Raw genomic sequence first — 26,992 nt, 5'->3', positions numbered from 1 at the left:
GACTGGGTGACCAGTACGCAGCAGCTCCCCAGCGTCGACGACGTCCGCAGCGCGCTGAAGAGCGTGCAAGACCCCGAGATCCGGAAACCCATCACGGACCTAGGGATGGTCAAGGACGTGGTCGTCGGCGACGACGGCGTCGTCACGGTCGGGATCTACCTGACGGTGGCGGGCTGCCCCCTGAAGGCGACGCTGACCAACGACACCCGCGACGCCGTTTCGAAGCTCCCGGGCGTCGTGGACGTTCGCGTGGAGCTGGACGTCATGAGTGACGAGCAGCGTTCCGAACTGCGCAAGTCCCTGCGCGGCGACGCGGCGGAGCCGGTGATCCCGTTCGCGCAGCCGGGCTCGATGACCCGGGTGTACTGCGTGGCCTCGGGCAAGGGCGGCGTCGGCAAGTCGTCGGTGACGGTCAACCTGGCGGCGGCGATGGCCGCGCGCGGGCTGTCGGTGGGTGTCGTGGACGCGGACATCTACGGCCACTCGATCCCCCGCATGCTGGGCGCGCGCGAGAAGCCGACCAAGGTCGACACGATGATCATGCCGCCGCAGTCCCACGGCGTGAAGGTGATCTCGATCGGCATGTTCACCCCGGGCAACACGCCGGTGGTGTGGCGCGGCCCGATGCTGCACCGCGCGCTGCAGCAGTTCCTGGCCGACGTGTTCTGGGGTGACCTGGACATCCTCCTGCTGGACCTGCCGCCGGGCACCGGTGACATCGCGATCTCGGTGGCCCAGCTGATCCCGAACGCCGAAATCCTGGTGGTGACCACCCCCCAGCAGGCGGCGGCCGAGGTGGCCGAGCGGGCGGGAGCGATCGCGCTGCAGACGCGTCAGCGCGTGGCCGGCGTCATCGAGAACATGTCGTGGCTGGAGCAGCCGGACGGCTCCCGCCTGGAGCTGTTCGGCTCGGGCGGCGGCCAGGCGGTGGCTTCGTCGCTGTCGAAGTCGATCGGCTCGGAGGTGCCGCTGCTCGGGCAGGTGCCGATGGACCCGCGGATGGTCTCGCAGGGTGACGCCGGCGAGCCGCTGGTGCTGGCGGCTCCGGAGGCGCCGGCGTCGGTCGTCCTGCAGGAAGCGGCCAAGAAGCTGACGGTGCGAGCCCGTGGGCTGGCCGGGATGATGCTGAACGTCACCCCGGCCGGCCGCTGAGCGGTCCTAGGAGCAGCGCCAGACGTAGGCGGTCGAGTGCCGCGTGGCGGAGTCGTAGCGGTAGCCGCCCACGGAGCCGTCGTCGCCGACGACGACCGGCAGGTCGGCCTTGAGGTCACCGAACTTCGCGACGAAGGTGCCCCGGTCCCAGAGGCCGTAGCCGGTGCCCGCCAGGTCGTTGCCGCCGTTCGCCTCGTCGAGCCGTCCGGTGATCAGGCCGCTCGCGTTGACGGAGAACTGCGGGTTGCCGTTGGACAGGTTGTAGCTGGAGTTCGGCAGGACGTGGGCCGCGTGCTGCTGGTCCCAGTAGACGCCGACGCTCTTGCCGTTGTAGACGCCGTAGCCGACGACGTGGCCGTTCTTGATGGCTTCGGGCCAGGCGTACTTCAGGCCGGGCAGGGTGCCGAGCCGGATCAGCGTGCCGTCGCGCCAGATTTCGGAGCTGTTCAGCAGGATCGAGCCATCGCTGTCGACGGCGACCGGGCCGATGCCGGACGAGGGCGCCCCGGTCAGCAGCGTCACGGCGTCCGGCCGGTCGGCGGCCCACCGGACGGCGATCACCCCGGACCCGTCCTGCTTCCGCACGACGCCGATGACGTCCCCGGAGTCGGTGATCCCGACGGCGGCGGAGCGCGTGTAGCCGGCGGGCAGCTGGCTCGACGTCGGGAAGGGCAGCTGCACGAGTGTCCCGCCGGAGCTCTTGAAGGCCTTCTCGATGACGACCCCGGTGATGGAACGGAAGGCGGTCCCGGCGACGGCGCCGGAGCGGTTCTCGGCGGTGACCCCGGCCCCGTTGGTCCCGGCGGTCCCGAGGTCGGTGTAGGTCCCGTTCCGCCAGGCGGCGGCCCGGACGGTCTCGCCGAGCCGGTCGGTGGGAAGGGCCCAGCCGGCGAAGCCGCCCCGCCCATCGGTGGCGGTCACCTTGGCGCTGACGTTGCTCCCGGCCCCCAGAGCGGTGGAGGTCCAGCTACAGGCGGCGGTTGTGGCGGCTTCGGCGGTTTGGCTCAGCGTCAGCAGGGCCAGAGTGAGGAGGGCGCAGCCCAGCGATTTGAGTTTCACGGTTCTCCCCCTTCGACTGCGGACGGCGGGCAGCCGTCCCCGGGTCGACCGTAGGGAGGAAGCGATCGGCTGGGCGGGGGTGGTGAGTGGGGTCTAGGGAAACCACCGGAAACGGACAGCGCTTGCCCTCCCCTGCCGGGTTTGGCGAAGGTGGTCGCTGTTGCGGTGTTGGCGTGGGGAGCCGGGGTCTGCAATCCGAAGGCGCGGCTGGGGGATGTCGGGCGTCTTGGCCGACGAGCTTGGTGCCCACCACCCCGAAGCCGCAATTGTGACTACGGCCGGCAGCACCGCGTCAAGGCGGGAAAGCGTGCCTTGACCCGGCACTGCCGACTGTGTTCTGGCTTCGTATCGGGGTGCAGGGAGGGGTCTGGGTGGGGTGCGGGTTGGGCGTCAACGTCCCGTCCACGCCGAGTGGGGCACCTGCGGGGAACACAGCCAGCGGCCCGGAAAAACTCCCCCGCCCTCCCAGGGGGGCGTCCCCAAGTCCAGTCTATCGGCGGCGGGTGACAAAACCCGCCGGAAAGCCGCTCCCCCGGGCAGCTGTCCACATCACCGCCGCGTTGTGGATCGGCGGTAGCTGTAGTGGATGAAGCCCTCGTGGAACTTGCCCACCTTGTCGTACAGCGCGCGGGCCGGGGCGTTCTCCAGCGTGTTCCAGTACAGGCTGGGAAATCCCTGCTCCTCCGCGTCGCGCGCCACCCATTCGATCATCGCCGTCGCCACGCCCTGCCGCCGGACTTCGCCGTCCACGAACAGGTCCGCGAGGTAGCACTTTCCCGCGTACCAGATGCTCGCGTGGAACAGATAGTGCGCCGTGCCGATCATGCGGCCGTCCAGCCGGGCGGCGATTCCGCGGATCCGGTCGTCGTCGAGGAGGCGCCGCACGTCCGCTCGTACGCGTCGTCGGGGCGCTCGACCGCGAAGTACGCGTCCTTGCCGCGGGCCAGTTCCTCCCAGCGGGCGCGGTCGGACTCGGTGAGAAACCCGATGTCGACTATGTCGCGTCCGGGTCGATCGGCGGGCGCTCGCCCGGCTTGAGCGGCTCCGGCGCGGACTGGGTCTGGCCGGCCAGGTAGCCGTTGGTCCCGTTCGACGGCGTGCTGCTGCCGTTCGTGATGCCCTTCAGGCCGAGCGGGTCGGCGTCACCGTCGAACAGGTGCTGCGTCACCACGCGCTTCGGGTCGAAGTTCCGCAGTCCGCGGAGGTCTTCCAGCGGCTTGCGCAGCTGGTCGAACTCGGGGCCCATCTCCTCGCGGAGCTGTTCACGCGCGCCGGTCGCGAAGTCGCGGACCTTCTTCACGCTCTTCGCGAGCCAGGACGCCGCCTCGGGCAGCCGTTCCGGGCCGAGGATGAACAGACCGGCGATGATGAGGACGAGGATCTCCCCCCATCCGACACTGTCGAACACCCGTCTACCTCCACTCGGAACCTACCCGCCCAGGGTACCCGCCCCCCGCCGCGCTCCGGCAGGCCGAAAGCGGGAACTCAGTCGGAAGCCAGGGTTACGTCCACGACGAAGCTCGCGCCGTCGCGGGCCAGCGACACCGGGACCACTTCGCCGACGTCGTGCGCGCGGACCGCGACCGTCAGTTCCGCGGAGTCGCGGACGAGCCGGTTGCCGATCTTCGTGATCACGTCGCCCTCCTTGATGCCCGCGTTCGCGGCCGGGCCGCCGGGCGCGACGTTCTTCACCTGGGCACCCATCGTGGACGAGCCGGCGACCGTCGACGACGCGTTGATGCCGATGTCGGCGTGCTGGACCTTGCCGTCCTTGATCAGCGCCTTGGCGATCTTGATCGCGTAGTCGCTCGGGATGGCGAAGCCGATGCCGATGCTGCCGCCGTCCGCGCCCGCCGACCGGATCGACGAGTTGATCCCGACCAGCGCGCCGGTGGAGTCGACGAGCGCGCCGCCCGAGTTGCCGTGGTTGATCGCGGCGTCGGTCTGGATGGCCTCGTAGGTGACCGGCGGGGCGCCGTTGTCGCCGCCCGCGGTGATCGGCCGGTTCAGCGCGCTGACGATGCCGGCGGTCACCGAGTTCTGCAGCGCCAGCGGCGAGCCGATCGCCATGACGGTGTCGCCGACCTGCAGGTCCGCCGACTTGCCCACCTGCAGCACGGTCGGGTTGGTGACGTTGATCTTCACGACGGCGAGGTCGGTCTTCTGGTCGGCGCCGACGAGCTTGGCCTCGGTGCGGGTGCCGTCGATGAAGACGGAGGTGATCTTGACGCCCGGGTCCGCGGCGGCGGAGGCGATGACGTGTTCGTTGGTGAGGATGTAGCCCTGCGGATCGATCATGACGCCGGAGCCCTGCTCGCCGGATTCGGCGCCGGGCTTGAACACCTCGAGCGAAACGACGGCGGGTGCGACGCGCTTGGCGATTTCGGCGACGGACCCGGCGGGGCGTTCCTTGCCGGCCTCGGCTTCGGCGATGGTGGCGGAGCCGGTGAGCTCGTTACCGGTGTCGCCGACCCACCAGCCGACGAAGCCGCCGGCGGCGCCGACGAGCAGCGCGACGACGCCGAGCAGGACGAGCGCCTTCGGCTGCACGCGGCGTCCGAAGAGCACCTCGGGCAGGCTGAGCAGCGCGCCGGGCGGCCGTTTGGCGGGCTTTTCTTCGTCTTCGGCGGGCACGGCGGGCCCGGCGAGCACCGCGGCGGCCCCGGGATCACGCCACGGGTCACGGGTGCCGGTCCACAGGGGCGGTTCGACCTCCGGCGCGTCACCGGTGGCTTCCCGAGGCCGTTCAAGCAGCACCCCTTCGGCCCCGGGCGGCCGCCGGAACGCCTCGGCGAGCGACTCGGGCGCGGGCGGGGCGAGGTTGACGCCGTTGGTCTTCTGCGGCGAGTAGAGCTTGTCGAACGCCCCATCGACCCCCTGCGGCCTGCCGAACACGGCGGCCTGCGCCGGATCGACGGCCGGCCGCGCGAGCGGCCGCGGGCCCAGCCGGTCGGCTTCGCGCGCGTCGGGCTGCTCGGGATTCACGTTCGGCTCGGTCATCATTCCCCGGTGCAGAAGATCAGGTGGCTGGGCGTGACGATACCCAAGCCCGGTGCTCCGAGTCTGCCGGTCCACGGGTGAAGTGGCTGTTTCTTGAGCCGCTTGTCCACAAGGTGGGGCAGGTGTGGACAAGACGGCCCTGCGGCGCCTTGAACGGCGGTTTTGTCGGCCACCGCCGATAGACTGGACTTGGGGACGCCCCCGGAGAGGGCGGGGGCTGCGCAAAGTCGGTCGCTGTCGCGGTGCTGGGTGGTGGAAGCGAGGGTCTGCCGGCCGGGCTCGGTCCGAAGGTGCGGCTGACCTGGGTGCTGCCAGATTCCCTCGGCCGGCGAGCCGGGGCGTCCTCGCCGACTGGCAGCTCGGTGCCCACCACCCCGAAGCCGCAATTGTGACTACGACCGGCAGCACCGGGTCAAGGCGGGAAAGCGTGCCTTGACCCGGCACTACCGGCCGTGTGTTGGCTTCGGATCGGGGCGGTGGGCAGGTCTGGATGGGGGTGCAAGTCAAGCCGTGAGCTTTCGTTCACGCCGACGAGGCGGGCGTAGCGGGCTCGGAGAGTTTCCGGCGGCGTCGCTGCTCATGGGCGGATGCAGCCGTGGTCATGGCACGACACGAAGCGCCGTCGAATCGGACAAACCGGTCTGGGGTGGGTGTGGGCCTGGCTAGTAATGACTCATTCATGGCGTCGGATGCCATGAATGAGTCATTCATGGAGAGCCCGGTGTTCCCGTCGAACTCACCCGACCCAGCACACACCGAAGGCCGCCGCGAACAGATTCGCAGCGGCCTTCAAAGTCCACTCAGCGGATGCCCGCCGGAACCGCCACCGGGGTCGTGCTCACCGGTGTCGAGGCCGGGGCCACCGGTTGCTGGGGCACCGCCATCTGGGCCGGCAGGAGGTTCGCCGGCTGCGGCGCTCCGCCGCCCGTCTCAGGTGCGCCGTCTCCGTCCGCCGACGTGCCCACCAGGGCCAGTGCGCTCAGCACCAGACCCGACACCACCACGCCCGCCCCCTGCGCGGCGCGGCGCTTGAACCGGCCGCCGCCGAGGACGTTCGGGGACTGGCCCAGCGGGGCCGATGATCCCAACGGCGCCACACCACCCAGCACCCCCGAATCACGCAGACCCGCGACCCGGTCGGGGCGCTGGACCGCGACCAGCTGGCCGTCCGCGGTGATCGCCAGGTTGTCCGGCGTGCTCGGCAGCTCCGTGTGCTGCGGGATCGACTGCAGGCTCGCCAGGAACCCGGCCGACATCGACGGCGCCCCCGCGCGGCGGATCGCCTCGACCGTCTGACGCTGCGCGCGCACCTCGGCCGCGCACGCGGTGCAGCGGGTGATGTGCGACGCCGCCCGGTCGCGGGCGCCGTGGGACAGCTCGCCGTCGACGAACGCCACCACGACGTCCGGCAGCAGGTGCGACTCGGGGAGTGCCCAGCCTCGCGGTGCGGTCATACCGTCACCTTCGCAGACTGCGGTGCGTGAGCGCGACGACGCTCCAGCGACGCGCGCAGCGCTTGACGCCCACGGTGGATGCGGCTGCGGACAGTGCCCAGCTTGACACCCAGCGTGGCGCCGATCTCCTCGTACGACAGCCCTTCGACGTCGCACAGCACCACGGCGGCGCGGAACTCCGGGGGCAGCTCGTCGAGCGCCGCCTGCAGGTCCGGGTCCAGGTGGGTATCCGAGTAGACCTGCTCGGGGCTCGGGTCGTCGCCCACGATGCGGTCGGTGTCCTCGGGGAGGCCTTCCATCCGCACGCGCGAGCGGCGGCGGGCCATGTCCAGGAAGAGGTTGGTGGTGATCCGGTGCAGCCAGCCCTCGAACGTGCCGGGCTTGTAGGACGCCAGCGAGCGGAACACCCGGATGAAGGTCTCCTGCGTGAGGTCCTCGGCGTCGTGGGTGTTGCCGGTCAGGCGGTAGGCGAGCCGGTAGACCCGGTCGCCGTGTTCACGGACGACCTCGTCCCAGGACGGCGGCGTCCAGGCCGCTTCGTCCAGGGTCACGGGCTGGGCCCCGGCGTCGGCAACGGCGTTCTGCATCGCGGGAGCAGGCACCTCCATCAGCGTTTCTCCTGTCTGCTCCACCCAACGCGGGTCCTCGTCACGGTGTTCCCGTGTGTTCGGATTTCAGTCTCTCCGGACTCCTTATGGTTCTAGTGAGACTGGACTGAGAGCAGGCTGAGAACTTCTTCCCGGGTGCTTACCAGGGAGCCTGCGCGGATTTATCGACAACCAACGCTAACCTCCGTGCGTGAACACGCCCACCCCTGCGGCCGCACCGGCCGATTCCGGGTTCGTCGACGGGTACCTGCCCGACGACGAGGTGCTGTCTTCGGCGCGGGCACGGGCCGAGGACCTGGGCTGCACCCCGCTCAGCGCGGGTGCGGGCGCGACGCTGCGTTTCCTGGCCGCGACGCTGTGCGCGAAGGCCGTCGTCGAGGTCGGCACCGGCGCGGGGGTGAGCGGGCTCAGCCTCCTGCGCGGCATGGCCCCCGACGGCGTCCTGACCTCGATCGACGTGGAGCCGGAGTACCAGCGAGCGGCGCGGGCGACGTTCCGCGAAGCCGGCTTCGCGCCGGGCCGCACGCGGCTGATCATCGGCCGCGCGCTGGACGTGCTGCAGCGCCTCACGCCGGGTGGCTACGACCTGGTGTTCGTCGATTCCGCGCACATCGAGTACCCGGGGTGCTACGAGCTGGGCGTGTCGCTGCTGCGGCGCGGCGGGATCATCGCGTTCCACAACGTGCTGGCCGGCGGCCGGGTGATCGACCCGGCCCACCGGGATCCCGAGACGATGGCCCTGCGCGAGGTGGCGCGGGCATTCCGTGAGGACGAACGCCTGGTCCCGGCGCTCCTGCCAGTGGGTGGCGGCCTGCTGGTCGGGGCCGCTACCTGACCGAGGCCGGGCAGGACCACCACGCCCCCCGGCGGCTCACCCGGCCTTCACCAGCTCCAGCCGCTCACCCCGAACCCGAGTCCCCACCCTCACCGCAACCACCGCCAGCAGCAGCCACACCGCCACCACCGCGATCAGCCACGACCAGCCCGCATGCCCGTACACCCAAGCCCCAGCAGCCCCGCCGACGCTGCTGCCCAGGTAGTACGTCGCCGTGTACATCCCGCCCACCTGGCCGCGGGCGGTCTCCGGCGCGTCGGCCGCCGCCCAGCCGTTCGCCACCGCGTGTGCCGCAAAGAACGCGCAGGTCAGCACCAAAAACCCGGTGATCACCAGCGGTAACGAGTCCGGCAGTGTCAGCGCCGCGCCCGTCGCCGTCAGCAGCAGCGCCCCGATCAACGCCCGGCGGCGGCCCACCCGCGCCACGAGCCGCCCCGCCGCCGCGGACGACACCGAGCCCGTCGCGTAAGCCAAGAAGACCAGGGATGCCACCGCCGGTGACAGGTTCAACGGCGAACCGGTCAGCCGGAAGCCCGCCGCGTTGTAGAGGGCGACGAACGAGCCCATCGCCAGCAGCGCCACCGCGTACTGCGCCAGCAGGACGGGCTTGCTCAGCGCCGTGAGCAGCCCGCGTCCGACGCCCCCGACGCGGCCAGGGCGCACGCCCGGTGGCAGCGTCACGACCGTGATCGCCGAGCACACCGCCCCCACGCCCGCGACGACCAGCAGCGCGCCGCGCCAGCCGAGGGGGCCTGCCGTGAAGCCGCTGGCCAACCTGCCGAGCATGCCGCCGACCGTGTTGCCCGCGATCATCGCGCCGACCGCCGCCGCGACGCCCGCCCGGCCGAGGCGTTCGGCCAGGTAGGCGGCCGCCACCCCCGGGAACCCGGCGATCGCGACGCCCTGCAGCGCGCGCAGGACGAGCAGCGCCGGGTACGTCGGCATCAGCGGCAGGAGCAGGCCGAGCACGACCGACGCGACGACCGACGTCAGGATCACCGGACGGCGGCCGACCACTTCGGACAGCGCCGCGATCGGGAGGACCGCGATGGCGAGCGCGCCGGTCGCGACGCTGACCGCGAGCGCCGCGCCGCCGGGATCGAGGTGGTACTGCGCCGCCAGCTGCGGGAGCACCGGCTGCGGCGCGTAGAGCAGCGCGAACGAGGAAATCCCGGCTGCGGCGACGGCCGTCTTGACTCGGCGGGTGGAGGTCACGTCCTGAAAGTAAGCAGCCCTAATCAATACGTCTAATGCACTTGGGTGGCAGAATTGATCCAGTGATGCATGATTCGCTGTCCGCGCAGGTCGCGCCGCACCTGCCGTTGCTCGCCGCGCTCCGGGAGACGAGGAACGTCACACGCGCGGCCGAACTGCTGGGCGTCCCGCAGCCGACCGTCAGCCGCCGTCTCGCGGCGCTGGCGGACGCGCTGGGTGCGCCGCTGACCGTCCCGGCCGGCCGCGGCATCCGGCTGACGCGCGCGGCGGAACTCCTCGCCGAGGCAGCGGAACGCGGGCTGGCGGCGCTCGACACGGGCGTCCGGCTGGCGCGCGAGGAGGTGTCGCCGGAGTCGGGGCACGTCGTGCTGGGGTTCCTGCACCTGCTCGGACGGTCGCTGGTGCCTTCGCTGCTGCGCGGGTACCGGGCGCGCTACCCCGGTGTGCGGTTCACGCTGGTGCAGGGCTCACGGCAGGACATGGTCGACCGGCTGGCGGCCGGTGAGCTGGACCTGGCGCTGGTGGCGCCACTGCCCGACGTCCCGGCGCTGGCCTGCGCGGGGCTGGTGGACGAGGAGATCCTGCTGTCGGTCCCGGCGGGCCACCGGCTGGCGGGGCGCCGCGAAGTGCGGGTGGCGGAACTGGCGGACGAGGAGTTCGTGCTGCTCGAGCAGGGCTACGGCGTCCGGACGCTGACGGACGAGCTCTGCGCGGCGGCGGGCTTCACGCCGCGGATCGCCTTCGAGGGCCAGGAGTCCGACACCGTGCGCGGGCTGGTGGCGGCGGGGCTGGGGGTGGCGCTGCTGCCGCGGTTCGGGCCGGGCACGCCGGCCGGGGTGGCAGAGGTGCCGCTGTCGCCGCCGCCGTTCCGGACGATCGGGCTGGTGTGGCGGGCGGAGGAACCGATGACGCCGGCGGTGACGGGGTTCCGGGACCACGTGTTGGCGACCGCCAAGAGCTGACGGCTCTGCCAGCAAATTCGGTCGCTGTTGCGGTGTTCCGTAGTGGAAACCCGGGGGTCTGCCGGTCGGGCTCCTTCCGAAGGTACGACTGGGGTGATGTCAGGTCGCCTCGGGCGGCGAGCCGGGTCGCTTTGGCTGCCTGACAGCGGGTGCCCACCACCCCGAAGCCGCGATTGTGACTACGGCTTCGGATCGGGGCGGTGGGGGAGGTCTGGGCGGGGTGCAGGTTCGGCTATCAGCCGGCCTTGCGGGCCAGGTGAGGCCGCCGCGCAGCCCCGGAAACTCCCCCGCCCTCCACGGGGGGCGTCCCCAGTTCCAGTCTACCGGCCCCCACCGACAAAACCGCCCTGACCAGCGACTTGTCTACAGCTCAGCCGCACTGTGGACAACCCCGGACTCAAGCCAGCGAAGCCGCCAGCTCCACCAGCGTCCGCGCCGCGAACCCCGTCGCTCCCGGGACCACTTCGTCGTAGTTCTTCTCCGACCGCGCCGGCCCCGCGATGTCCAGGTGCGCCCACGGCAACCCCGACGTGAACTCCCGCAGGAACAGCGCCGCCGTGATGCCGCCCGGGCCGCCCGGGGTCTGGCGGACGTCGCCGAACTCGCCGCGGACGTTCTCCGCGTAGTCCTCCACCAGCGGCATGCGCCACCACGCTTCGCCCACGCGCTCGCCCGCCGAAATCACCGCTGCCGCCAGCGCCGAGTCCGAGGCGAACAACCCGCCCGTGCGCAGGCCCAGCGAGACCTTCATTGCGCCCGTCAACGTCGCGGCGTCGACCACGAAGTCCGGCGTGAACCGCTTGATCCCGTAGACCAGCGCGTCCGCCAGGACCATCCGGCCCTCCGCGTCCGTGTTGCCCACCTCGGTCGTCTTGCCGCCGTAGTGGCGGACGATGTCGCCCGGGCGGTACGACGAGCCCGACACGTGGTTCTCCGCGCACGGGACCAGCGCCGTCACCCGCACCGGCAGGCCCAGTGCCGCGATGCCGCGGATCGCCGCGATCACCGCCGCGCCGCCCGCCATGTCCGTGCGCATCAGGTGCATCCCGTCGGCCGGCTTGATCGACAGGCCGCCCGTGTCGAACGTGATGCCCTTGCCGACCAGGAGCAGGTGCGACGACGCCCCCGACGGCTTGTACGCCATCTCGATCAGCCGCGGCGGGCGCGCGGAACCGCCGCCGACCGCCAGGACACCGCCGAAGCCCTCCGCCGCGAGCCACTTCTCGTCCCGCACCGTCACCTCGACGCGCGGGCCGGCGACGCGCGCCGCCGTCTCCGCCAGCCAAGCGGGTGTCTTCACGTTCGACGGCGTGTTCGCCAGGTCACGCGTGAGCGCCGTCGCCGCCGCCAGTGCCGAAGCGCGCTCGACCAGCGACGGCAGCGCGGGGTCGTCGCCCACCAGCCGGACCGTCCGCACGGACGGCGAAGGGTCCGCACCGGTCACCTTGTACCGGTAGCCGCCCAGCAGGAGGCCCAGCGCCAGCTCGGTGACGTGCTCCCCCGAGGCCTCTTCGGGCAGCTCCAGCTGCACCGCGCGGAACGCCTTGCCGCCGTGTTCGACGTCCTCGGCCAGCGCCGCGTTCACCGCGCGGACCAGCGCCGCGCCGGTCTTGCGGTACTCCTTCGGCTCACCGCCGCCGAGGCCCGCGACCCAGCGCGGTCCGTCGCCCGGCACCGTCTGGACGTCGCCTGCCTTGCCGGTGATCCGGACGCCCTCGATCTCCAAGGGCTCGACGTCATCGTTGTCGGGCGCGGCCACCAGCCGGGCCGTCGGGACGCCGCGGCGGAGCTGTCCCGCGACCTCGAGGTCGAGCAGCGTAGCCGGAACGGGCGGTAGCGGATTACGCACAGTGAGCAACCTTCGGGCGCAGAGGAACCGCGACCCCGGCCTCCGAAGGGAGACCGGGGTGCGACGGAAGGACGGATCGGGAAGGCAGGCTCAGCCGGTGACCTCCGCCAGTGCGGCGCCGAGGTCCTTCGCTTCTTCCGCGGAGAGTTCGACGACGAGTCGCCCACCACCCTCGAGCGGTACGCGCATCACGAGGCCCCGCCCCTCCTTAGTCACTTCGAGGGGACCATCTCCGGTCCGGGGCTTCATGGCCGCCATAGCGTGCTCCCTCCGTCTCAACCGGCGCGCCCGGGTCGCGCTCGCGTGAAAGCCAGCCGGGTCTGCTGTCCATTGTCCCTCATCAGCGGCCGGGCGCATCAGCGGAGGGGATCTTTTGCCGCCGTATCGGTGCTGGTATGCGGCCCGCGCGAGGTGAAAGACTCTCGGCCGACCGAAGTTTTCCGCGCAAGGAGAAGACGTGACCACATCCGACGTCCTGTTGACCGCCGATGCCGACGGGGTGCGCACCCTCACCCTCAACCGGCCGCAGGCGTACAACTCGCTGACCGTGGAGCTGAAGGAAGCACTGCTCGCGGCGCTGCGCGAGGCGGCGGACGACGAGGGAGTCCGCGCGGTCGTCCTCACCGGTTCGGGCAAGGCGTTCTGCGCCGGGCAGGACCTGAAGGAACACGTGGGGCTGCTGCAAGCGGGTGACCCCGCCCCGCTACACACCGTGAAAGAGCATTACAACCCGATCGTCAAGGCGATCGTGGCCATGCCGAAGCCGGTGATCGCGGCGGTCAACGGCACCGCCGCCGGCGCCGGGGCCGCCTTCGCCTACGCCAGTGACCTGCGGATCGCCGCCGAGTCGTCGTCGTTCCTGATGGCGTTCGCCAACGTCGGGCTGGGCCCGGACTCGGGCGCGTCCTGGACGCTGCAGCGGCTGGTCGGTTACGGCCGCGCTGCCGAGCTGATGCTGCTGGCCCGCACCGTCGACGCGGCCGAGGCGCTGCGGCTCGGCCTGGTCGGCGAGGTCGTGCCGGACGACGAGCTCGCCGCCCGCGCCCAGAAGGTCGCGGCGAAGCTGGCGGCCGGCCCGACCGTCGCCTACGCGAAGATCAAGGGCGTGCTCAACCTGGCCGCGCAGTCGACGTTCGAGGAAGCCCTCGACGCCGAAGACGCCGCCCAGACGGCGCTGGGCGCGACGGCCGACCACACCGAGGCCGTCGAGGCCTTCGTCGGCAAGCGCAAGCCGTCCTTCCAGGGCAAGTAAGCGGTCTGCCGCAGCTGGTCGTGAGTGTTTAGGCGGGTTCTAACCCGCCTAAACACTCACGAGGCGCGGAAGCAGCCCTGGACGTGGTCGTCGACCATGCCGGTGGCCTGCATCAGGGCGTAGCAGGTCGTCGGGCCGAGGAAGACGAAGCCGCGCTTCTTCAGCTCCTTGGCCATCGCCTTGGACTCGTCGGTGATGGCCGGGACGTCCGCCATGGTCGCCGGGCGCGGGTGCGAAGCGGGCGCGAACGACCACAGGAGGTCGTCCAGCGGCGTGTCCAAGGCCGCGATCGCTTGCGCGTTCTTGATCGCGGCCAGGATCTTCGCGCGGTTCCGCACGATCGACGCGTCCTGCATCAGCCGCTCGACGTCGGCGTCCCCGAACTTCGCCACCTTCGCCGGCTTGAACTGCTTGAACGCCTTCCGGAAGCCCTCGCGCTTGCGCAGGATCGTGATCCACGACAGGCCCGACTGGAACGACTCCAGGCACAGCCGCTCGTACAGCTCGTCCTGCCCGTGCAGCGGCGTGCCCCACTCCTCGTCGTGGTACGCGGCGTAGTCCGGGGTCGAATTGCCCCAGCTGCACCGGGCGACGCCGTCGGCGCCGATCAGCTCACTCATCCCCACCCACCGAATAGTTCTCCGCGAACCGCGCGAACCGCCGCAGCGACAGGCGCACCCCCAGCGCGAACGCCGGCCGCACGACCGGCCAGCCGAGCCGCCCCACCGGCCCGAACGGCAGCCGCAGGTGCTCGGCCCAGACGAACGTCGACCGCGCCGCGCCCTTCGGGACGACCTGGAACACGCCGGTGCCCTGGACGAAGCTGCCGAGGTGCCGGACCCCGCACCGCACCGGCGGCTCCCAGCTGGTGATCTCCATCGTGTCGGTGAAGCCGAGGCCGGCCACGCCGGTGAACGCCGACAGCCGCGAACCGACGCTGCGGCCGTTGCCCTCGACCACCTCGACCTCGGTGCCGAGCATCCACTCGCCCTGGCGCGCCCAGTCCGTCAGCGCCAGCCAGGTCGTCCCCGCCGGGGCGCGGACGTCGACCGAGAGGATCAGATCCGTCACGGGGAAGCCTCTGGCGAGCTCTCCCGCTCGCGTTCGCGCTGCTCCAATTCGGCGACGCGGGCGCGCAGCTCGTCGATCTCGACACCGAGCCGCCGCACCACCCAGTCCACTTCGGACATCTTGTAGCCGCGGAACACCAGCTGGAAGCGGACGTCGGCCAGGTCCTCGCCGGTGATGTCCTCGGCGGGCAGCCGCGTGGGCGAGCTGCCCGGCGGCAGCGGGGCGAGCTCCTCACCCCGGCCGAACACCACCGCGGCGAGCAGGAACACCACGGCGGCCACCAGCAGCATGACTACGAGGTAGATCAGCGCGGTCGTCACGCGACGATCGTGGCATACCCACCCCAGGAACGTCTCGCGAGCACGACGAGCCGGACGGAAAGCGCCACCCAGGCGAGCATCAGCAGCGCGCACGGGACGCTGAGGAACAGCCTCGAGACGTCGACGACGCCGGTCGCCGCGATCAGCAGGCCGACGGATGCGAGGTTGACGCCGACCGCGAGCGCGATGAGGACCCCGCAGAACCGGGCGAGGCCGGTGCCGTCGAGACGGCGGCTCAGCCAGCGGATGCCGAGCAGCGCGAGCACGCCGATCACCGGCACGACGAACACCGCGCCGTGGGAGACGTGCGCGACGACCTTGTACCACCCGGGGGTCGGCGTCGACAGCTTCGTCCATTCGCCGAAGGTGAGGATGCGCGCGTAGTCCCAGAGCATTTGCATGGCCGGGACGCCGATGACGAGCTTCCACAAGGTGCGGACGCCGCTGAGCATGCCCAGCTCGGCCTGGTAGTCGCGGGCGACGACCGCCGCCGGGCCGAAGTCGGCCACGGCTCGGCGTTCGGCCTCCTCGTCGGTCCAGCCGCCCGCCCGGTAGGCCTCCGCGGCGTCGTGCAGCCCGTCGCGGGCCTCTTCCAGCAAGTCGGCCTTGAACCGCCCGCAGCCGTGCAGCCTGCGGTCCAGCTCCCCCAGGTAGGCGTCGATCACGTTCCCAGCACTCCCCCGATGACCGTGGTGAACTCCCGCCACTCGGCGCGTTCCGCCGCCAGGGCCTGCTCCCCGGAGCGCGTGAGCCGGTACGTGCGGCGCTTGCGGCCGGACACGACGTCCCATTCGCTGGCCAGCCAGCCGGCCCGCTCGAGCCGGCGCAGCGCCGGGTAGACGGTGCCGGTGGGCAGGTCGAGCGCACCGTCGCTGCGCAGCTGGAGCGCCTCGATGATCGCGTAGCCGTGCAGTTTCCGGCCGTCGAGCACGGCCAGCAGCAACGCGTCGAGGTGCCCGCGCAGGGTGTCCGCCTTCATGAGTACGCAGTCTACACGTCGCCTTGCTACATGTAGGCAGGCTATGTGTAGCCTGGCTACATGAACGCACTCCCGGTCGCGAGACTCCAGTTCGCGACGACGACATCGCTGCACTTCCTGTTCGTGCTGCTCACGCTGGGGTTGGTCACGCTGGTGGCCGTGATGCAGACGCGCTGGACGCTCGGCGGCAAGCCGGAGCTCCTGCGGATGACGCGGTTCTGGGGCCGCCTGTACGTGATCAACTACGCGCTCGGCATCGTCACCGGCATCGTGATGGAGTTCCAGTTCGGGCTGACCTGGACCGGCCTGTCCGCCTTCGCCGGCGACGTCTTCGGCGCACCGCTGGCCATCGAGACGCTGGTCGCGTTCTTCCTCGAGTCGACGTTCCTCGGCCTGTGGATCTTCGGCTTCGGGCGGCTGAACAAGTGGCTGCACCTGACGCTGCTCTGGCTGGTCACGCTGACCGCGTACGCGTCGGCGCTGTTCATCATGCTGGCCAACTCGTTCCTGCAGAACCCGGTCGGCAGCCGCGTCGAGAACGGCAGGCTGCGCCTCGACGACTTCGGCGCGCTGTTCGCCAATCCGGCGCTGGCCGCGTCCTTGCCGCACGTGCTCAGCGCCGCCCTGGTGACCGGCGGGTTCTTCGTCGTCGGCGTCAGCGCGTGGCACTTCCTCAAGCGCACCGGCGAGGTCGAGTTCTTCCGCCGCTCGATGCGGATCGGTGTCGTCGCGGCGCTCGTCGGCTCGATCTTCGTGGTCAACCAGGGTTTCGCGCAGTTCGGCGAACTGGCGAAGTACCAGCCGGACAAGCTGAAGGAAACCGGCGTCGGGCTGCCGCTGGGCCTGATGATCATGCTCGGGTTCGTCATGTTCCTGTGCGCGTTGCTGGGTGCGCTGCTGCTGATCCGGAACTGGCTCACCAAGGCGCGGTTCCTGCACTACCTGATGGTCGCGGCGATCCCGCTTCCGTTCGTCGCGGCGATCATGGGCTGGCTGGTGCGCGAGCTCGGCCGTCAGCCGTGGCTGGTCTGGGGGAAGCTGCGCACCGCCGACGCGATCGCGGACGTCCCGGCCGGCCAGATCCTGTTCTCCTTCATCGCTTTCACGCTGCTGTTCGCCGCGCTCGCGGTGGCCGACTGGGTGCTCATGGCGCGCGTCGCCAAGCGCGGCCCGGAGCCGGTCGAAGCGCCCGCCGAACTGCCCGTCCTGAGCGGAGTCTGACCGATGACGACCTTCTGGTGGTGCGTCCTGGGCCTGCTGACCTGCGGCTACTTCGCGCTCGCGGGCTACGACTACGGCGTCGGCATGCTGCTGCCCGCGTTCGAGGCCGACGAGCGGCGGCGGCGCCAGACGCTCGGCGCGCTGGGGCCGTTCTTCCTGGCGAACGAGGTGTGGCTGGTGGCCGCCGTCGGGCTGCTGTTCGGCGCGTTCCCGCACCTGGAGGGCAAGGTGTTCGCCGGGGCGTACGTCCTGGTCGTGACGCTGCTGCTCGGCCTGGTGACGTTCACGGCGTCGATGCAGCTGCGCAGCCGCCGCCCGGACGCGCGCCGCGGCGCCTGGACGGCGGGCATCGTCGGCGGCGCGCTGGTGACGGCGTTGTCGTGGGGCCTGTTCCTGGGCAACCTCGTCATCGGGCTGCCGCCGGTCGCCAATGTGCTCGCGCTCTTCAACCCGTATGCCGCGCTGTGGGGACTCGGGTTCGTCGCGTTGTTCTGCCTGCAGGGTGCGGCTTTCCTCGCGGTGCGCGCGCCGGCCGAGCTGACCGGCCGGGCGGTGCGCCTGGCCCGGGCGTTCACCGCGCCCGCGTTGGCTTTCCTGGTGATCGCCGCGGGCTGGGGATTCTTCGCTTTGCGCGGCGTCACGGCCTTCGGTGCCGGAGTCTCGGCGCTGGCCTTCCTGGCTTGGGGCGGCACGTGGCTGGGGCTCCGGACCGGCCGCCACCGGGTGGCGCTCGTCGGGTCGATGGTGCTGTCGGCGTGCCCGGCGCTGCTCGTCGGCCTCCTGCGGTTCCCCACCGTCGTGGTGACTCCGGCCGGCCCGCTCGACGTGACGGAGGCGGCGACGGCGCCGGAGACGTTCGCGGTGCTGGCCTGGTTCGCGGCCCCGGCCCTGGTGGTACTGCTGGTCGTGCAGTGGCTGACCTGGCGGGCGCACCGCCGTCCCGTCGACCAGCGTTCGCTGCTGCACTTCTAGGGGGACGCCGTGCCTGCGCTGCCCGGACTCCGGCGGTATCTGTTCTTCTTGAGCCTGCTCGGCGTGTTCACCGCCGGTTCGGTGCTCCTCCAAGCCGAGGGGCTGGCCACGCTGCTCACCGGTGGCGGGATTTCCTTGGCCCTGGTCGTGGCCATCGCGGCGCGGGTGGGGCTTTCCTGCGGTCACGGCGTCCTCAGTGGACGGTTTGCGGCGTCGGTGCGGGGTGCGCTGCGGCTTCGCCTGCTCGGGTCCACTTCGGACCGCGCCGGGGTGGTCGCGACGCAGGTCACGCGCGGTGTCGACGCCACGGACAGCTACCTGACCGGGTACCTGCCGTCGCTGGTCGTGTCGGTGGTGGTGCCGGCCGCGGTGGTCGTGCGGCTGTTCGTGGCGGACCTGGCGTCCGCGCTCGTCGTGGCGCTCACACTGCCGCTGATCCCGGTGTTCGCGATCCTGGTCGGGAAGCAGGCGAAGGCGGCGGTCCAGTGGGAGCTGCTGACCAAGCTGGGCGGGCACTTCCTGGACGTCGTCCGCGGCCTCGGGACGTTGAAGGTGTTCGGCCGGGCGGCGGCCCAGGCGGCGACGGTGCGTTCGATGGCCGCCGCCCACGCCGACGCGACGATGAAGACGCTGCGGGTGGCGTTCCTTTCGGCGCTGGTGCTGGAACTGGTGGCGACACTGTCCGTCGCGCTGGTCGCGGTCCCGATCGGATTCAGGTTGCTGTCGGGTGGGCTGGACGCGCGAACGGCGTTGCTGATCCTGTTGCTGACGCCCGAGGCATACCTGCCGCTGCGGTCGGCGGGCGCGAAGTTCCACGCGGCGGCGGAGGGACTGGCGGCGTTGCGGGAGGCCCTCTCCGTGCCGGTCGTTCGTGCGCGGTCGGCCGTTCTCACCCGGCGGCGGGGCGCGCCTTCGGTGGTCTTCGAGCGGGTGTCGGTGGCGTACGACGGGGTTCCGGCATTGTCCGATGTGGACTTTTCGGTGCCGTCCGGCGCGCGGGTGACGCTGATCGGGCCCAGCGGGTCGGGGAAGAGCACGGTGCTGGCGGTGCTGCTGGGGTTCGTGCTGCCTTCGTCGGGGCGGGTGCTGGTGGACGGCGTGGACCTGCGCTCGCTGTCTTCGCCGGACTGGCTGGCCGAGGTGGCGTGGGTCCCGCAGCGGCCGACGTTGTTCCGGGGATCACTGGCCTCGAACATCCGCCTCGGCCTCCCTGCGGCCGACGTTCGTTCGGCGGCCCGGGCGGCGGCGCTCGATTCGGTGGCCGCGGGGCTACCGGCGGGGTACGAGACGCCGGTGGGTGAGCTGGGCGAGGTGTTGTCGGCCGGGCAGCGGCAGCGGGTGGGGTTGGCACGGGCGCTGGCGCGGACATCGGCGGGGCTGGTGCTGCTGGACGAGCCGACGGCGCGGCTGGACTCCCGGACGGAGGAGGCGGTGCTGTCGGCCACCCGGCGGTTGCTGCCGGGACGGACGGCGGTACTGGTGGCCCACCGCCCGGCGATGGTGTCGCTGGCGGACCGGGTGATCGAGCTTCGCGGCGGCCGGGTACGCGAGTGCGTCGAGCCGATAGTGCAATGAATGACTCATTCATTGCGTCTGATGTCAGGAAAGAGTCATTCATGACGCCCCGACGAGCCGCCTTGAGCCTCTGGGCCGTGTCCACAAAGGATCTCTTCCGCCTCCTCCGCGCCGCCCTCCTCGGAGCCGCGGCCGAGCTCGCCGCCTTGGCGCTCATGGCCACCGCCGCCTGGTTGCTGCTCCGCGCCGCCGAACGACCGCCGCTCGCCGCGCTCACCCTTGCCATTGTTACCGTCCGGACCCTCGCCCTGCTGCGCGGTGGTCTGCGGTACGCCGAACGGCTTGCCGGGCACGACGTCGTCCTCCGGTGGCTCGGCGAGCTGCGGACTCGCGTCTACCAGGCCCTCGTCCCCGGCACCCGGTACTCCGGCGGCGATCTCGTCACCCGGCTCGTGTCCGATGTGGACGCGCTGCAGGACGCCGTCCTGCGGTGGCTGCTGCCCGCGGGGGTGGCCGGGATCGTGGGCTCGTTCGCCGTCGTCGTCACGGCCACCGCGTCGCCGCCCGCCGCCGGAGTGCTCGGCGGCGGGCTGGTCGTGGCCGGGGTCCTTCTTCCGTGGCTGGTCGTCCGGCTCACCACGGCCGCCGCGCGGGAAAGTGCCCCGCAGCGGGCCGAACTCGCCGAACGGGCCGTCGAGCTCGTCACCGGGCGGCGGGAACTCGTCGCCGCCGGGGCGCTCGACGAACACCGGCGTGCCGCCACCCGGGTCGTCGACGACATCGCCGGGAACGAGCGGGCGGCCTCCGGCAAGACCGCCCTGCTCACCGCCGCCGGGGTGCTCGTCCAGCTGGTCACCGCCGTCGCCGTCGGGGTGCTCTGCCACGCCTCCGTGCCGTGGACCGCCGCCCTCACCCTGGGCACCGTGAGCACCTTCGAGGTCGTGCTCCCGCTGATCGGGGCCGCGCGGCGGGTGCCCGAGATCCGGGCCGCCGCCTCCCGGGTGCGCGCCGTGTTGAGCGAACCCGCCGTCCCGGCCGGGACCCGCACCCCGGGGGAAGGCCATTTCCGGCTCGAGAAAGCCGGCGTCCGCCATCCGGGGCGGCCACCGGCCCTCAAGGACGTCGATCTCGACCTGTCGCCCGGCAAGCGCGTCGGGATCCTCGGCCCCAGCGGCGCCGGGAAGACCACCCTCCTCCGCCTCCTGCTCGGCAGCCAGTCCCCCACCGACGGCCGGGTCACCCTCGACGGCCACCCGCTCGGCGAGTACACCGGCCTGCCGGCGGTCATCTCGGGCGCCGAGGCCGACGCCCACGTCTTCCACACGACCGTCCGCGAGAACCTCCTGCTCGCCAAGCCGGACGCGACCGAAGAAGAACTCGGACACGCCTGCGAGACCGCCGGGCTCGACCTGGACCTCGACCGCGACACCGGCCCGGACGGCGAATCGCTGTCCGGCGGTCAGCGGCAGCGGCTGATCCTCGCCCGGGCCGTCCTGGCCGCGCCGGACGTCCTCGTGCTCGACGAACCCGTCGAAGGGCTCGACCCGGCGCACGGCGACGCCGTCCTGAACCGGGTCCTCGCGCAGGCGACCGGCAGCGTGGTCCTCGTCACCCACCGCCCCGAACACCTCGACGGCTTCGACGAGGTCCTCACCCTCGAGGACGGGCGAGCACTTCCCGCATCGGCGGCCGATCGGCGACGCGGACGTCCGTGACGTCCGGCAGCCACTCCTCGTCCACCTGCACGAACTGCGTGAACGGCGCGTCCGCGGCCGGGACACCGCAGCGGTCCAGTGCCGTGCCGAGGATCTGCCGGGACATCGCGCCCAGCTGGTGCAGCGAGCGGTTCCGGTGCTTGCGGACGCCCAGGTTGACCTGGGCGAGCGCGTCGAGGCCGTACCGCGCTTCGGCGTCGAGCACCAGCCCGATCTCGACGCCGTAGCCCGCGGCGAACGGCACCGACTCGAGGAACTCGCGCGTGCCCGCGTACTCGCCGCCGAGGGGCTGGATCAGCCCGCCGAGGGCGGGACGCAGCGCCGAGAGCACCGGCCGCGCCAGCAGCTCGGTGACGCGCCCGCCGCCGCTGCTCTCCAGCCGCAGCGGGCGGCGGTAGAAGCCCTTGACCAGGTGGACGCCGCTTCCGGTGACCAGCGGACCGAGCAGCGACGGCACGAACGCCGGGTCCGGGTCGACCAGGTCGGAGTCGAGGAAGACGACGAAGTCGCCGCTGGTCGCGGCCAGCGACCGCCAGAGCACCTCGCCCTTGCCGGGGACCGGCGGCAGGTCCGGCAGGAGGTCTTCGCGCCGCACGACCCGCGCTCCCGCGGCCGAGGCGGTTTCGGCGGTCGCGTCCGTGGAACCCGAGTCCATGACGACCAGCTCGTCGACGACCGAGCCGACCAGCGGGCGGACCGAGGCCACGACCTCACCCACGGTCCGCTCTTCGTCCAGGGCCGGTAGCACGACCGAAACCGTCCGGTCACCCTTCGCGGCCAGGATGTCTTCGGGCGTCCAACCGGGCTCCTGCCACGTACGCCGCTCGAACCAACTCACGAGTAGCGATCGTGCCATGCTGGGGGCGTCGCCACCGAGGAGGAGGATCACTTGATCGCGCTGCTTGTCCGGTTCGTGCTGGGCCCGCTCGTCCGGGCGGTGTACCGGCCCGAAGTGCACGGCGTGGAGAACGTGCCGCTCAGCGGCCCGGTGCTCCTGGCGGCCAACCACCGGGCCGCCCTCGACACCGGCGTGATCACCTTCGCGACCCCGCGGCAGGTCAAGTTCCTCGGCAAGGCCGAGTACTTCGCCGGCAAGGGCCTCAAGGGCAAGGCGCTGGCCGCGTTCCTCGGCGGCCTCGGGTACGTCCCGGTCGAGCGCGGCAACGCCCAGGCCGGGCTCGCCGCCCTGGAGGCGGCCCGCAAGGTGCTCGACGCTGGCGGCGTCTTCGCGATCTACCCCGAGGGCACCCGCTCCCTGGACGGCCGCCTGCACCGCGGCCACACCGGTGTCGCGGCGCTGGCGCTGGCGACCGGCGCGAAGGTGGTGCCGGTCGCGTTGACCGGCACCGAAAACCTCCAGCCGAAGGGTGCGAAGATCCCGCGTCTGGCGAAGATCGCCATCACGTTCGGCAAGCCGCTGGACTTTTCGCGCTACGAAGGCCAGGACTACGCGCCGGCCATCCGCCGGTCGGTCACCGACGAGGTGATGTACGCGATCCTGGACATCTCGGGCCAGGAGTACGTCGACACCTACCACAAGCGGCCGAGCGAAGGCGCGGCCTGAGTCAGCCGAGCACCTTCACGACGACCTGCTCGTGGTCGACCGTGTAGGCCAGGTACTCGAACTTGATCCCGGCCTGCTCGACGTACTCCAGCCACGCCCGGTGCTCGTGCTCCTGCCAGCCGGAGTAGTTGAAGTACTCGTCGAACACCACGATCGACCCCGGCCGGAGGCGGGGGCCGACGAGTTCGAGGACGGTCTTCGTCGAGGAGTACAGGTCGCAGTCCACGTGCAGCAGGTCCACCGGCCCGGGGTGCTCCTCGAGGAAGCCGGGGAGCACGTCGTCGAACCAGCCGACGACCAGTTCGGCGCCCGGCACGTCGGGCAGGCTGTCCATGTCGAACGTCCCGGCGGGGTAACCCGAGCGCCAGGTCTCCGGCAGGCCCTCGAACGAGTCGAAGCCGTACACCGACTCGCCGCCGCGGGCGTTGGCGATGATCTTCAGCGTGGTCCCCGAGTACACGCCGAACTCGAGCGCCAGGCCGCCCGCGGGGGCGAGCGACAGGCCGTACTCCAGCGTGCTGTGCGGCGAGGGGAACGGACGGGCGGCCTTCATGTGGTCCCGGACGAACGCGGCACTGCGGGACGCGGCTTCGGCTTCCCCCGCGAACTCCAGGTCCCGGCGGACGCGGTGCTCGACGTGGCTGATGTGCTCGATCACCCGCTCGACGACCCGCTCGGTCTGGACGCCGGCTTCCGCGGGCACCTGCCGCCGCAGCTCGGCGACCTCCCGGCTCAGGTCGTCCAGCTTGGCGGACTGCTCCGCGAAGTGCCGGCCGACCGCTTCTTCGACCGCCCGCGCGACCTTGTCGCGCAGGGAACGCCGAAGCCGGTCGGCCCGCAGGCTCCGGCGGATGAGGTCGCGCATGGCAATGTCCTTCCGATTCACGTCCAGGCCGCGGCCTGCGCTCACACCCTCATCGAGGAGGGCAGCAGGGTCCGCATGATCCGGCGGCAGGGCTCTTCGACGAACCGGTACACCAGGTGGGCACTCAGCACCGCCAGCCCGATCGCCACGAGCACGGTAAGCCGGTACGGCCAGCTCTGCCAGCCGGAGAGCTCGTCGGGGATGACGAACTTCGTCGAAATCACCTTGCGCGCCAGGTCGAGGAACAACCAGTGCACCATATACAGGGCGAACGAGATCTTCCCGCCCCACACCAGCACCCGGCTGGCCAGCACCTTCGTCGCCGGGTCCCGGCGGCTCACCGCCAGCGAGCCGATCAGCAGCAGGAACAGCGGCACCACGACCACGGTCTCGGTCGAACCCCACATGAGGTGGCCGTTGATCCGCCAGTCCTGGTCGAAGCGGAACCGCGGCGCCGGGTCCCACCGCTGCACGGCGTAGACGACCACGACGATCGCCACCAGGATCGCGGACGGCTTCAGGAACCACGGCAGCTTCACGGTTGCGCCGTGCCGCATCACCAGCAGGGCGACCACCGCGCCCGCGAAGAACTCGGTGAGCACCCGCAACGGGACGATCCCCGCGACGATCGTGTCGCCGTTCCACAGCAGGTCGCTGCCGTCCTGGAACCCCATGCCGATCACCACCATCGGCACCACGAGGATCCCCGCGGTCACCAGCAGCGCGCGGCTGCTGACGTGGACGAGCATCCGGGCCAGCACCACCACGAGCACGGTGAAGGCCAGGTAGGCCAGCCATTCGGCGCTCAGCGACCAGTCGACCGGGTTCCAGTCGTGGTGTGCGGTGCTCCAGGCGTGCACCAGGAACACGTGCGAGAGGAAGCGGGACGGGTCGAGCGCCGCCTGCAGCCGCCCGTCGTTGTTCGCCTCCAGCGAGAAGGCGTGGTAGGCCCCCCACACGAGCAGCATGAAGAACAGCACCGGCCAGATCCGGGACAGCCGCAGCCAGAGGAACCCGGCCATCTTCTTCGGTCCCCAGCCCTCGGCCATCCGGTCGAGGTGGGTGAAGGTCAGGATGAACCCGCTGAGCACGAAGAACAGGTCCACCCCGAGGTAACCCACGTTGAACAGCGGGACCAGCGGGTACAGGAAGCCGAACGACTTCAGCAGTTCCGGCCGGAAGTGGAAGGCGAGCACCCACAGCGCGGCCACCGCGCGGATGCCGGTGAGCTGGCCGATGTGCGCACCCGGCTTGGCGGACTTGGCCGGTTTCGCCTCGGTCTTCGGCGTGGCGGCCCCGTCGGCGGCGACGGCCACCGCCGGCGCCCCGGCCGGGGGCGCCGTCAGCACACGGCCGTTCTCTGCGTCCATCGTCGGACTTCCTCCGCGTTCCGGTGTTCGATCTGGGGCCGGGTCAGTGCCGGCTGACCACGGAGAAAACCACACGTCCCGGCGCGCTCATCGACAGGGTCCGTGCTTGCAGCGGCCGTCCGGCCAGCGCGACCGACGGTTCCTGCGGCGCGGCGACCATCAGCGGCGCGTCACTGTGCGTCCAGGGCAGCCGGAACGCCTCGCCGTCGAGGCTGGCGTGCAGCTCGTCCGGCTTGAACAGGAATCCCCAGGCGCGCTCGGCCAGCGACTGCTCCGGGTACACCCGGGCGACGACCACGCCGTCGGCGGCCGTGGGCACCGGGACGGACTGCCCGGCGGCCACCTGCGTGCTGGACAGCTCCCGCTCGGCACCGCACCGGTTCGGGCCGCGCTCGAGCAGCTGCCAGTGGTCCGTGGAGTCGACCAGGCTGTACCGGCAGGTCTCGGCGAGCTCCGTGCGGGGCGGGTCCCAGAGCGCGAACCGGCCGTCGAGCGTCGTCCGGGTGTTCTCGCGGATGATGAACCGGGGCGCCTCGGCGTCGTCGGCGATCCACGACTCGTTCATCTTGTCGAGCAGCTCGGTGTAGGCGCCGTAGTTCAGCAGCGTCGGAGGGATGGCCGCGTTCAGGCCGTAGGTCCACTCGATGGCCTGGTCGAACGGTTCGGAGCGGACCGACTGCGTGCCGATCCGGGCCAGGAAGCGCTGCGGGATGTCGGTGCGCTTGCGCAGCTCCGCCCGCGCTTCCTCCTGGACGGCGTCCCGGTGGGAGCCGGAGACGACGACGGTGGCGCCGTCGGCGAAGGTGTGCAGGGAACGCGCCGGGTCGATCACCCACAGGCCGCCGCCGAAGCTGGCCGCCTGGGCCAGCAGCGAGATGCCCGCGACCACGGCCAGCACCGCGCTGCGCCGCAGCACGGCGACCAGGACGGCGAGCGCGAACAGCACGGCGAAGTACTGCGCGGAGTGCGAGTCGTGCCGCACGAACCCCTGCTTGAACAGCAGCCAGGTCCCGGCCAGCAGGCCCAGCCACAGCGGCCAGCGCGGGCCGTCCATCTTGATCCGGGCCAGCGCGACGGCCAGCACGATCGTCACCGCGGCGGCGACCAGGTACTCCCACGCCGCGTTCGTCGGTTCCAGGCCCATCGACTGCGCGTGCCCGCTGCCGACCGAAAGCGCGCGGACGACGTACTGCACCACCTGCGTCGGCGGCTGCCCCGCGACGATCCAGAGCAGGACCAGGCCGACCAGGCCGGAGACCGCGAACTCGGCGAACTCCCGCAGCCGCCTGCCGGGCCGGACGAGCACCGCGCCCAGCACGATGGGGCCGCACATCAGCCCGACCGAGAACTTGGTCAGCAGCATGGCGGCCACCAGCAGGCCCATGACCACCGGGAACGAGCGTTCCGCCCACTTCGGCAGCACGCCGAGGGCGTGGCAGACGGCCAGCACCACGACGAAGCCGGGCGTGGCGGTGATGACGCTGGTCAGCGGCACGATGCTGAAGCTCACCGCGATCGCCACGCAGGCGGCCCAGGCCCACCCGGTGCCGATCCGGCCGCGGAACGCCTGGAAGCAGGCGGCGATGCAGCCGGTGGTGAACACGAACCAGAAGAGGAAGCCGACGAGCACCTCGGCCCGGACGGTGGTCGACGGGATCGCCAGGAAGTACAGCGGCCCGTAGGTCGTCGCGATCCGGTCGCCGAAGCTCAGGCCGAAGTGCCGGGCCATCGCGATCAGCAGGCCGTAGTCGTAGTCGCCCTTGGGTTCGATGGGCGAGAACGCCGGCACCTGCCAGGTGAGGATGGTGAGCAGGCCGCTGAGCAGGAGCGTCGCCCGCGAGGGGGCCTCGGCCACGAGCCGCCAGGCGCGGAACCGGTCACCGAGCCGGCGCGGCCCGGTGGGGCCCGCCGGTTCGGCACCGGCCGGCTCGGCGTCCTGGCCGGTCACCGGCGTCGGGTCCTTGACCAGGTCTTTCATCGTGGTTCTCCTGAACGACGGCACGACTCGCGGCAC

28 protein-coding genes are annotated in these 26,992 nt (G+C 71.5%); 10 read left to right on the top strand and 18 right to left on the bottom strand.

All coding sequences use genetic code 11. The features are described 5' to 3' along the window. The first annotated feature begins 6 nt into the window (after positions 1-6). Positions 7-1,152, top strand: coding sequence for an Mrp/NBP35 family ATP-binding protein (locus tag ACFPLC_RS19905; RefSeq protein WP_191314127.1), 1,146 nt, complete (start codon positions 7-9; stop codon positions 1,150-1,152). A 6-nt stretch (positions 1,153-1,158) separates the two neighbouring features. Here the strand turns inward: ACFPLC_RS19905 and ACFPLC_RS19900 are convergent, their stop codons facing one another. From ACFPLC_RS19900 to ACFPLC_RS19885, 4 genes are all read right to left on the bottom strand, one after another. Beyond that, positions 1,159-2,211: a hypothetical protein gene (locus tag ACFPLC_RS19900; protein ID WP_378195213.1), complete on the bottom strand. Its 1,053-nt coding sequence runs from the start codon at positions 2,209-2,211 to the stop codon at positions 1,159-1,161. 549 nt (positions 2,212-2,760) lie between these two features. Then, the gene (locus ACFPLC_RS19895; RefSeq protein ID WP_378195210.1) at positions 2,761-3,096 is read right to left on the bottom strand and encodes a GNAT family N-acetyltransferase; all 336 of its coding nucleotides are present in this window, start codon (positions 3,094-3,096) and stop codon (positions 2,761-2,763) included. Positions 3,097-3,205: 109 nt separating this feature from the next. Beyond that, positions 3,206-3,619 carry a Sec-independent protein translocase protein TatB gene (gene tatB / locus ACFPLC_RS19890; RefSeq protein ID WP_191314129.1) on the bottom strand — a complete coding sequence of 138 codons (414 nt, stop codon included), beginning with the start codon at positions 3,617-3,619 and terminating at the stop codon, positions 3,206-3,208. A gap of 77 nt (positions 3,620-3,696) precedes the next feature. Then, on the bottom strand, positions 3,697-5,214 hold the full coding sequence (locus ACFPLC_RS19885) for a S1C family serine protease (RefSeq protein ID WP_378195206.1): 1,518 nt from the start codon (positions 5,212-5,214) through the stop codon (positions 3,697-3,699). Positions 5,215-5,453: 239 nt separating this feature from the next. On the opposite strand from ACFPLC_RS19885, the gene ACFPLC_RS19880 reads away from it, so the two are divergent. Next, positions 5,454-5,603 (top strand): hypothetical protein, encoded by a 150-nt coding sequence (locus ACFPLC_RS19880; protein ID WP_378235878.1) that lies wholly within the window; start codon positions 5,454-5,456, stop codon positions 5,601-5,603. A gap of 408 nt (positions 5,604-6,011) precedes the next feature. Here ACFPLC_RS19880 and ACFPLC_RS19875 read toward each other — a convergent pair whose 3' ends face one another. After that, positions 6,012-6,665, bottom strand: coding sequence for an anti-sigma factor family protein (locus tag ACFPLC_RS19875; protein WP_378195203.1), 654 nt, complete (start codon positions 6,663-6,665; stop codon positions 6,012-6,014). Beyond that, positions 6,662-7,273, bottom strand: coding sequence for an RNA polymerase sigma factor SigE (sigE, locus tag ACFPLC_RS19870; RefSeq protein ID WP_191314132.1), 612 nt, complete (start codon positions 7,271-7,273; stop codon positions 6,662-6,664). The genes ACFPLC_RS19875 and sigE overlap by 4 nt, the downstream gene beginning before the upstream one ends. 190 nt (positions 7,274-7,463) lie before the next feature. On the opposite strand from sigE, the gene ACFPLC_RS19865 reads away from it, so the two are divergent. Beyond that, positions 7,464-8,108 (top strand): O-methyltransferase, encoded by a 645-nt coding sequence (locus ACFPLC_RS19865; RefSeq protein ID WP_191314133.1) that lies wholly within the window; start codon positions 7,464-7,466, stop codon positions 8,106-8,108. 36 nt (positions 8,109-8,144) lie between these two features. On the opposite strand, the gene ACFPLC_RS19860 is transcribed toward ACFPLC_RS19865, so the two are convergent. Continuing rightward, positions 8,145-9,323 carry an MFS transporter gene (locus ACFPLC_RS19860; RefSeq protein ID WP_378195199.1) on the bottom strand — a complete coding sequence of 393 codons (1,179 nt, stop codon included), beginning with the start codon at positions 9,321-9,323 and terminating at the stop codon, positions 8,145-8,147. Positions 9,324-9,388: 65 nt separating this feature from the next. Here ACFPLC_RS19860 and ACFPLC_RS19855 point away from each other — a divergent pair, with 65 nt between their 5' ends. Next, on the top strand, positions 9,389-10,285 hold the full coding sequence (locus ACFPLC_RS19855; protein WP_378195473.1) for a LysR family transcriptional regulator: 897 nt from the start codon (positions 9,389-9,391) through the stop codon (positions 10,283-10,285). 397 nt (positions 10,286-10,682) lie between these two features. On the opposite strand, the gene ACFPLC_RS19850 is transcribed toward ACFPLC_RS19855, so the two are convergent. Then, on the bottom strand, positions 10,683-12,134 hold the full coding sequence (locus ACFPLC_RS19850; RefSeq protein ID WP_378195196.1) for a leucyl aminopeptidase family protein: 1,452 nt from the start codon (positions 12,132-12,134) through the stop codon (positions 10,683-10,685). 90 nt (positions 12,135-12,224) lie between these two features. Continuing rightward, positions 12,225-12,392, bottom strand: coding sequence for a DUF3117 domain-containing protein (locus tag ACFPLC_RS19845; RefSeq protein ID WP_013222969.1), 168 nt, complete (start codon positions 12,390-12,392; stop codon positions 12,225-12,227). Positions 12,393-12,591: 199 nt separating this feature from the next. Between ACFPLC_RS19845 and ACFPLC_RS19840 the strand changes: the two genes are divergently transcribed. Further along, entirely contained in the window at positions 12,592-13,386 is a 795-nt protein-coding gene (locus tag ACFPLC_RS19840) for an enoyl-CoA hydratase-related protein (RefSeq protein ID WP_378195193.1), read from the top strand. Positions 13,387-13,442: 56 nt separating this feature from the next. Here the strand turns inward: ACFPLC_RS19840 and ACFPLC_RS19835 are convergent, their stop codons facing one another. From ACFPLC_RS19835 to ACFPLC_RS19815, 5 genes are read right to left on the bottom strand one after another with little or no spacing between them, the layout of a single operon-like run. After that, the gene (locus ACFPLC_RS19835) at positions 13,443-14,006 is read right to left on the bottom strand and encodes a DNA-3-methyladenine glycosylase I (RefSeq protein WP_378195191.1); all 564 of its coding nucleotides are present in this window, start codon (positions 14,004-14,006) and stop codon (positions 13,443-13,445) included. Further along, positions 13,999-14,457 (bottom strand): SRPBCC family protein, encoded by a 459-nt coding sequence (locus ACFPLC_RS19830; protein WP_378195188.1) that lies wholly within the window; start codon positions 14,455-14,457, stop codon positions 13,999-14,001. Before ACFPLC_RS19830 ends, ACFPLC_RS19835 begins: the two co-directional genes overlap by 8 nt. Then, a complete protein-coding gene (locus ACFPLC_RS19825) occupies positions 14,454-14,777 on the bottom strand; it encodes a DivIVA domain-containing protein (RefSeq protein WP_191314140.1) in 324 nt (107 codons plus the stop codon). Before ACFPLC_RS19825 ends, ACFPLC_RS19830 begins: the two co-directional genes overlap by 4 nt. Next, complete coding sequence (locus ACFPLC_RS19820; protein WP_191314141.1) at positions 14,774-15,442, bottom strand: permease prefix domain 1-containing protein; 669 nt, start codon at positions 15,440-15,442, stop codon at positions 14,774-14,776. Before ACFPLC_RS19820 ends, ACFPLC_RS19825 begins: the two co-directional genes overlap by 4 nt. Beyond that, the gene (locus ACFPLC_RS19815; protein WP_091304396.1) at positions 15,439-15,756 is read right to left on the bottom strand and encodes a helix-turn-helix transcriptional regulator; all 318 of its coding nucleotides are present in this window, start codon (positions 15,754-15,756) and stop codon (positions 15,439-15,441) included. Before ACFPLC_RS19815 ends, ACFPLC_RS19820 begins: the two co-directional genes overlap by 4 nt. Before the next feature lie 60 nt (positions 15,757-15,816). On the opposite strand from ACFPLC_RS19815, the gene ACFPLC_RS19810 reads away from it, so the two are divergent. From ACFPLC_RS19810 to cydC, 4 genes are all read left to right on the top strand, one after another. Then, positions 15,817-16,977 (top strand): cytochrome ubiquinol oxidase subunit I, encoded by a 1,161-nt coding sequence (locus ACFPLC_RS19810; protein ID WP_378195183.1) that lies wholly within the window; start codon positions 15,817-15,819, stop codon positions 16,975-16,977. A 3-nt stretch (positions 16,978-16,980) separates the two neighbouring features. Continuing rightward, positions 16,981-17,949, top strand: a complete 969-nt coding sequence (locus ACFPLC_RS19805) for a cytochrome d ubiquinol oxidase subunit II (protein WP_378195180.1) — start codon at positions 16,981-16,983, stop codon at positions 17,947-17,949. 9 nt (positions 17,950-17,958) lie between these two features. Continuing rightward, positions 17,959-19,524, top strand: a complete 1,566-nt coding sequence (cydD, locus tag ACFPLC_RS19800; RefSeq protein ID WP_378195177.1) for a thiol reductant ABC exporter subunit CydD — start codon at positions 17,959-17,961, stop codon at positions 19,522-19,524. Positions 19,525-19,586: 62 nt separating this feature from the next. Continuing rightward, positions 19,587-21,179, top strand: coding sequence for a thiol reductant ABC exporter subunit CydC (gene cydC / locus ACFPLC_RS19795; RefSeq protein WP_378195470.1), 1,593 nt, complete (start codon positions 19,587-19,589; stop codon positions 21,177-21,179). Here the strand turns inward: cydC and ACFPLC_RS19790 are convergent. After that, on the bottom strand, positions 21,115-22,017 hold the full coding sequence (locus tag ACFPLC_RS19790) for a glucosyl-3-phosphoglycerate synthase (RefSeq protein ID WP_378195174.1): 903 nt from the start codon (positions 22,015-22,017) through the stop codon (positions 21,115-21,117). The genes cydC and ACFPLC_RS19790 overlap by 65 nt on opposite strands. Before the next feature lie 51 nt (positions 22,018-22,068). Between ACFPLC_RS19790 and ACFPLC_RS19785 the strand changes: the two genes are divergently transcribed. Further along, positions 22,069-22,743 (top strand): lysophospholipid acyltransferase family protein, encoded by a 675-nt coding sequence (locus tag ACFPLC_RS19785; protein WP_378195171.1) that lies wholly within the window; start codon positions 22,069-22,071, stop codon positions 22,741-22,743. Position 22,744: 1 nt separating this feature from the next. On the opposite strand, the gene ACFPLC_RS19780 is transcribed toward ACFPLC_RS19785, so the two are convergent. From ACFPLC_RS19780 to ACFPLC_RS19770, 3 genes are read right to left on the bottom strand one after another with little or no spacing between them, the layout of a single operon-like run. After that, on the bottom strand, positions 22,745-23,608 hold the full coding sequence (locus ACFPLC_RS19780) for a class I SAM-dependent methyltransferase (RefSeq protein ID WP_378195168.1): 864 nt from the start codon (positions 23,606-23,608) through the stop codon (positions 22,745-22,747). Positions 23,609-23,649: 41 nt separating this feature from the next. Further along, positions 23,650-24,978: an acyltransferase family protein gene (locus ACFPLC_RS19775; RefSeq protein WP_378195165.1), complete on the bottom strand. Its 1,329-nt coding sequence runs from the start codon at positions 24,976-24,978 to the stop codon at positions 23,650-23,652. Between the two features lie 43 nt (positions 24,979-25,021). Beyond that, complete coding sequence (locus ACFPLC_RS19770; protein WP_378195162.1) at positions 25,022-26,956, bottom strand: hypothetical protein; 1,935 nt, start codon at positions 26,954-26,956, stop codon at positions 25,022-25,024. Positions 26,957-26,992 lie beyond the last annotated feature (36 nt).

It is taken from the genome of Amycolatopsis plumensis, assembly GCF_042652605.1.
Classification (GTDB): Bacteria; Actinomycetota; Actinomycetes; order Mycobacteriales; family Pseudonocardiaceae; genus Amycolatopsis; species Amycolatopsis plumensis.
The sequence above is the reverse complement of the archived record's forward strand: the minus strand, read 5'-3'. Positions and strand labels throughout refer to the sequence as shown.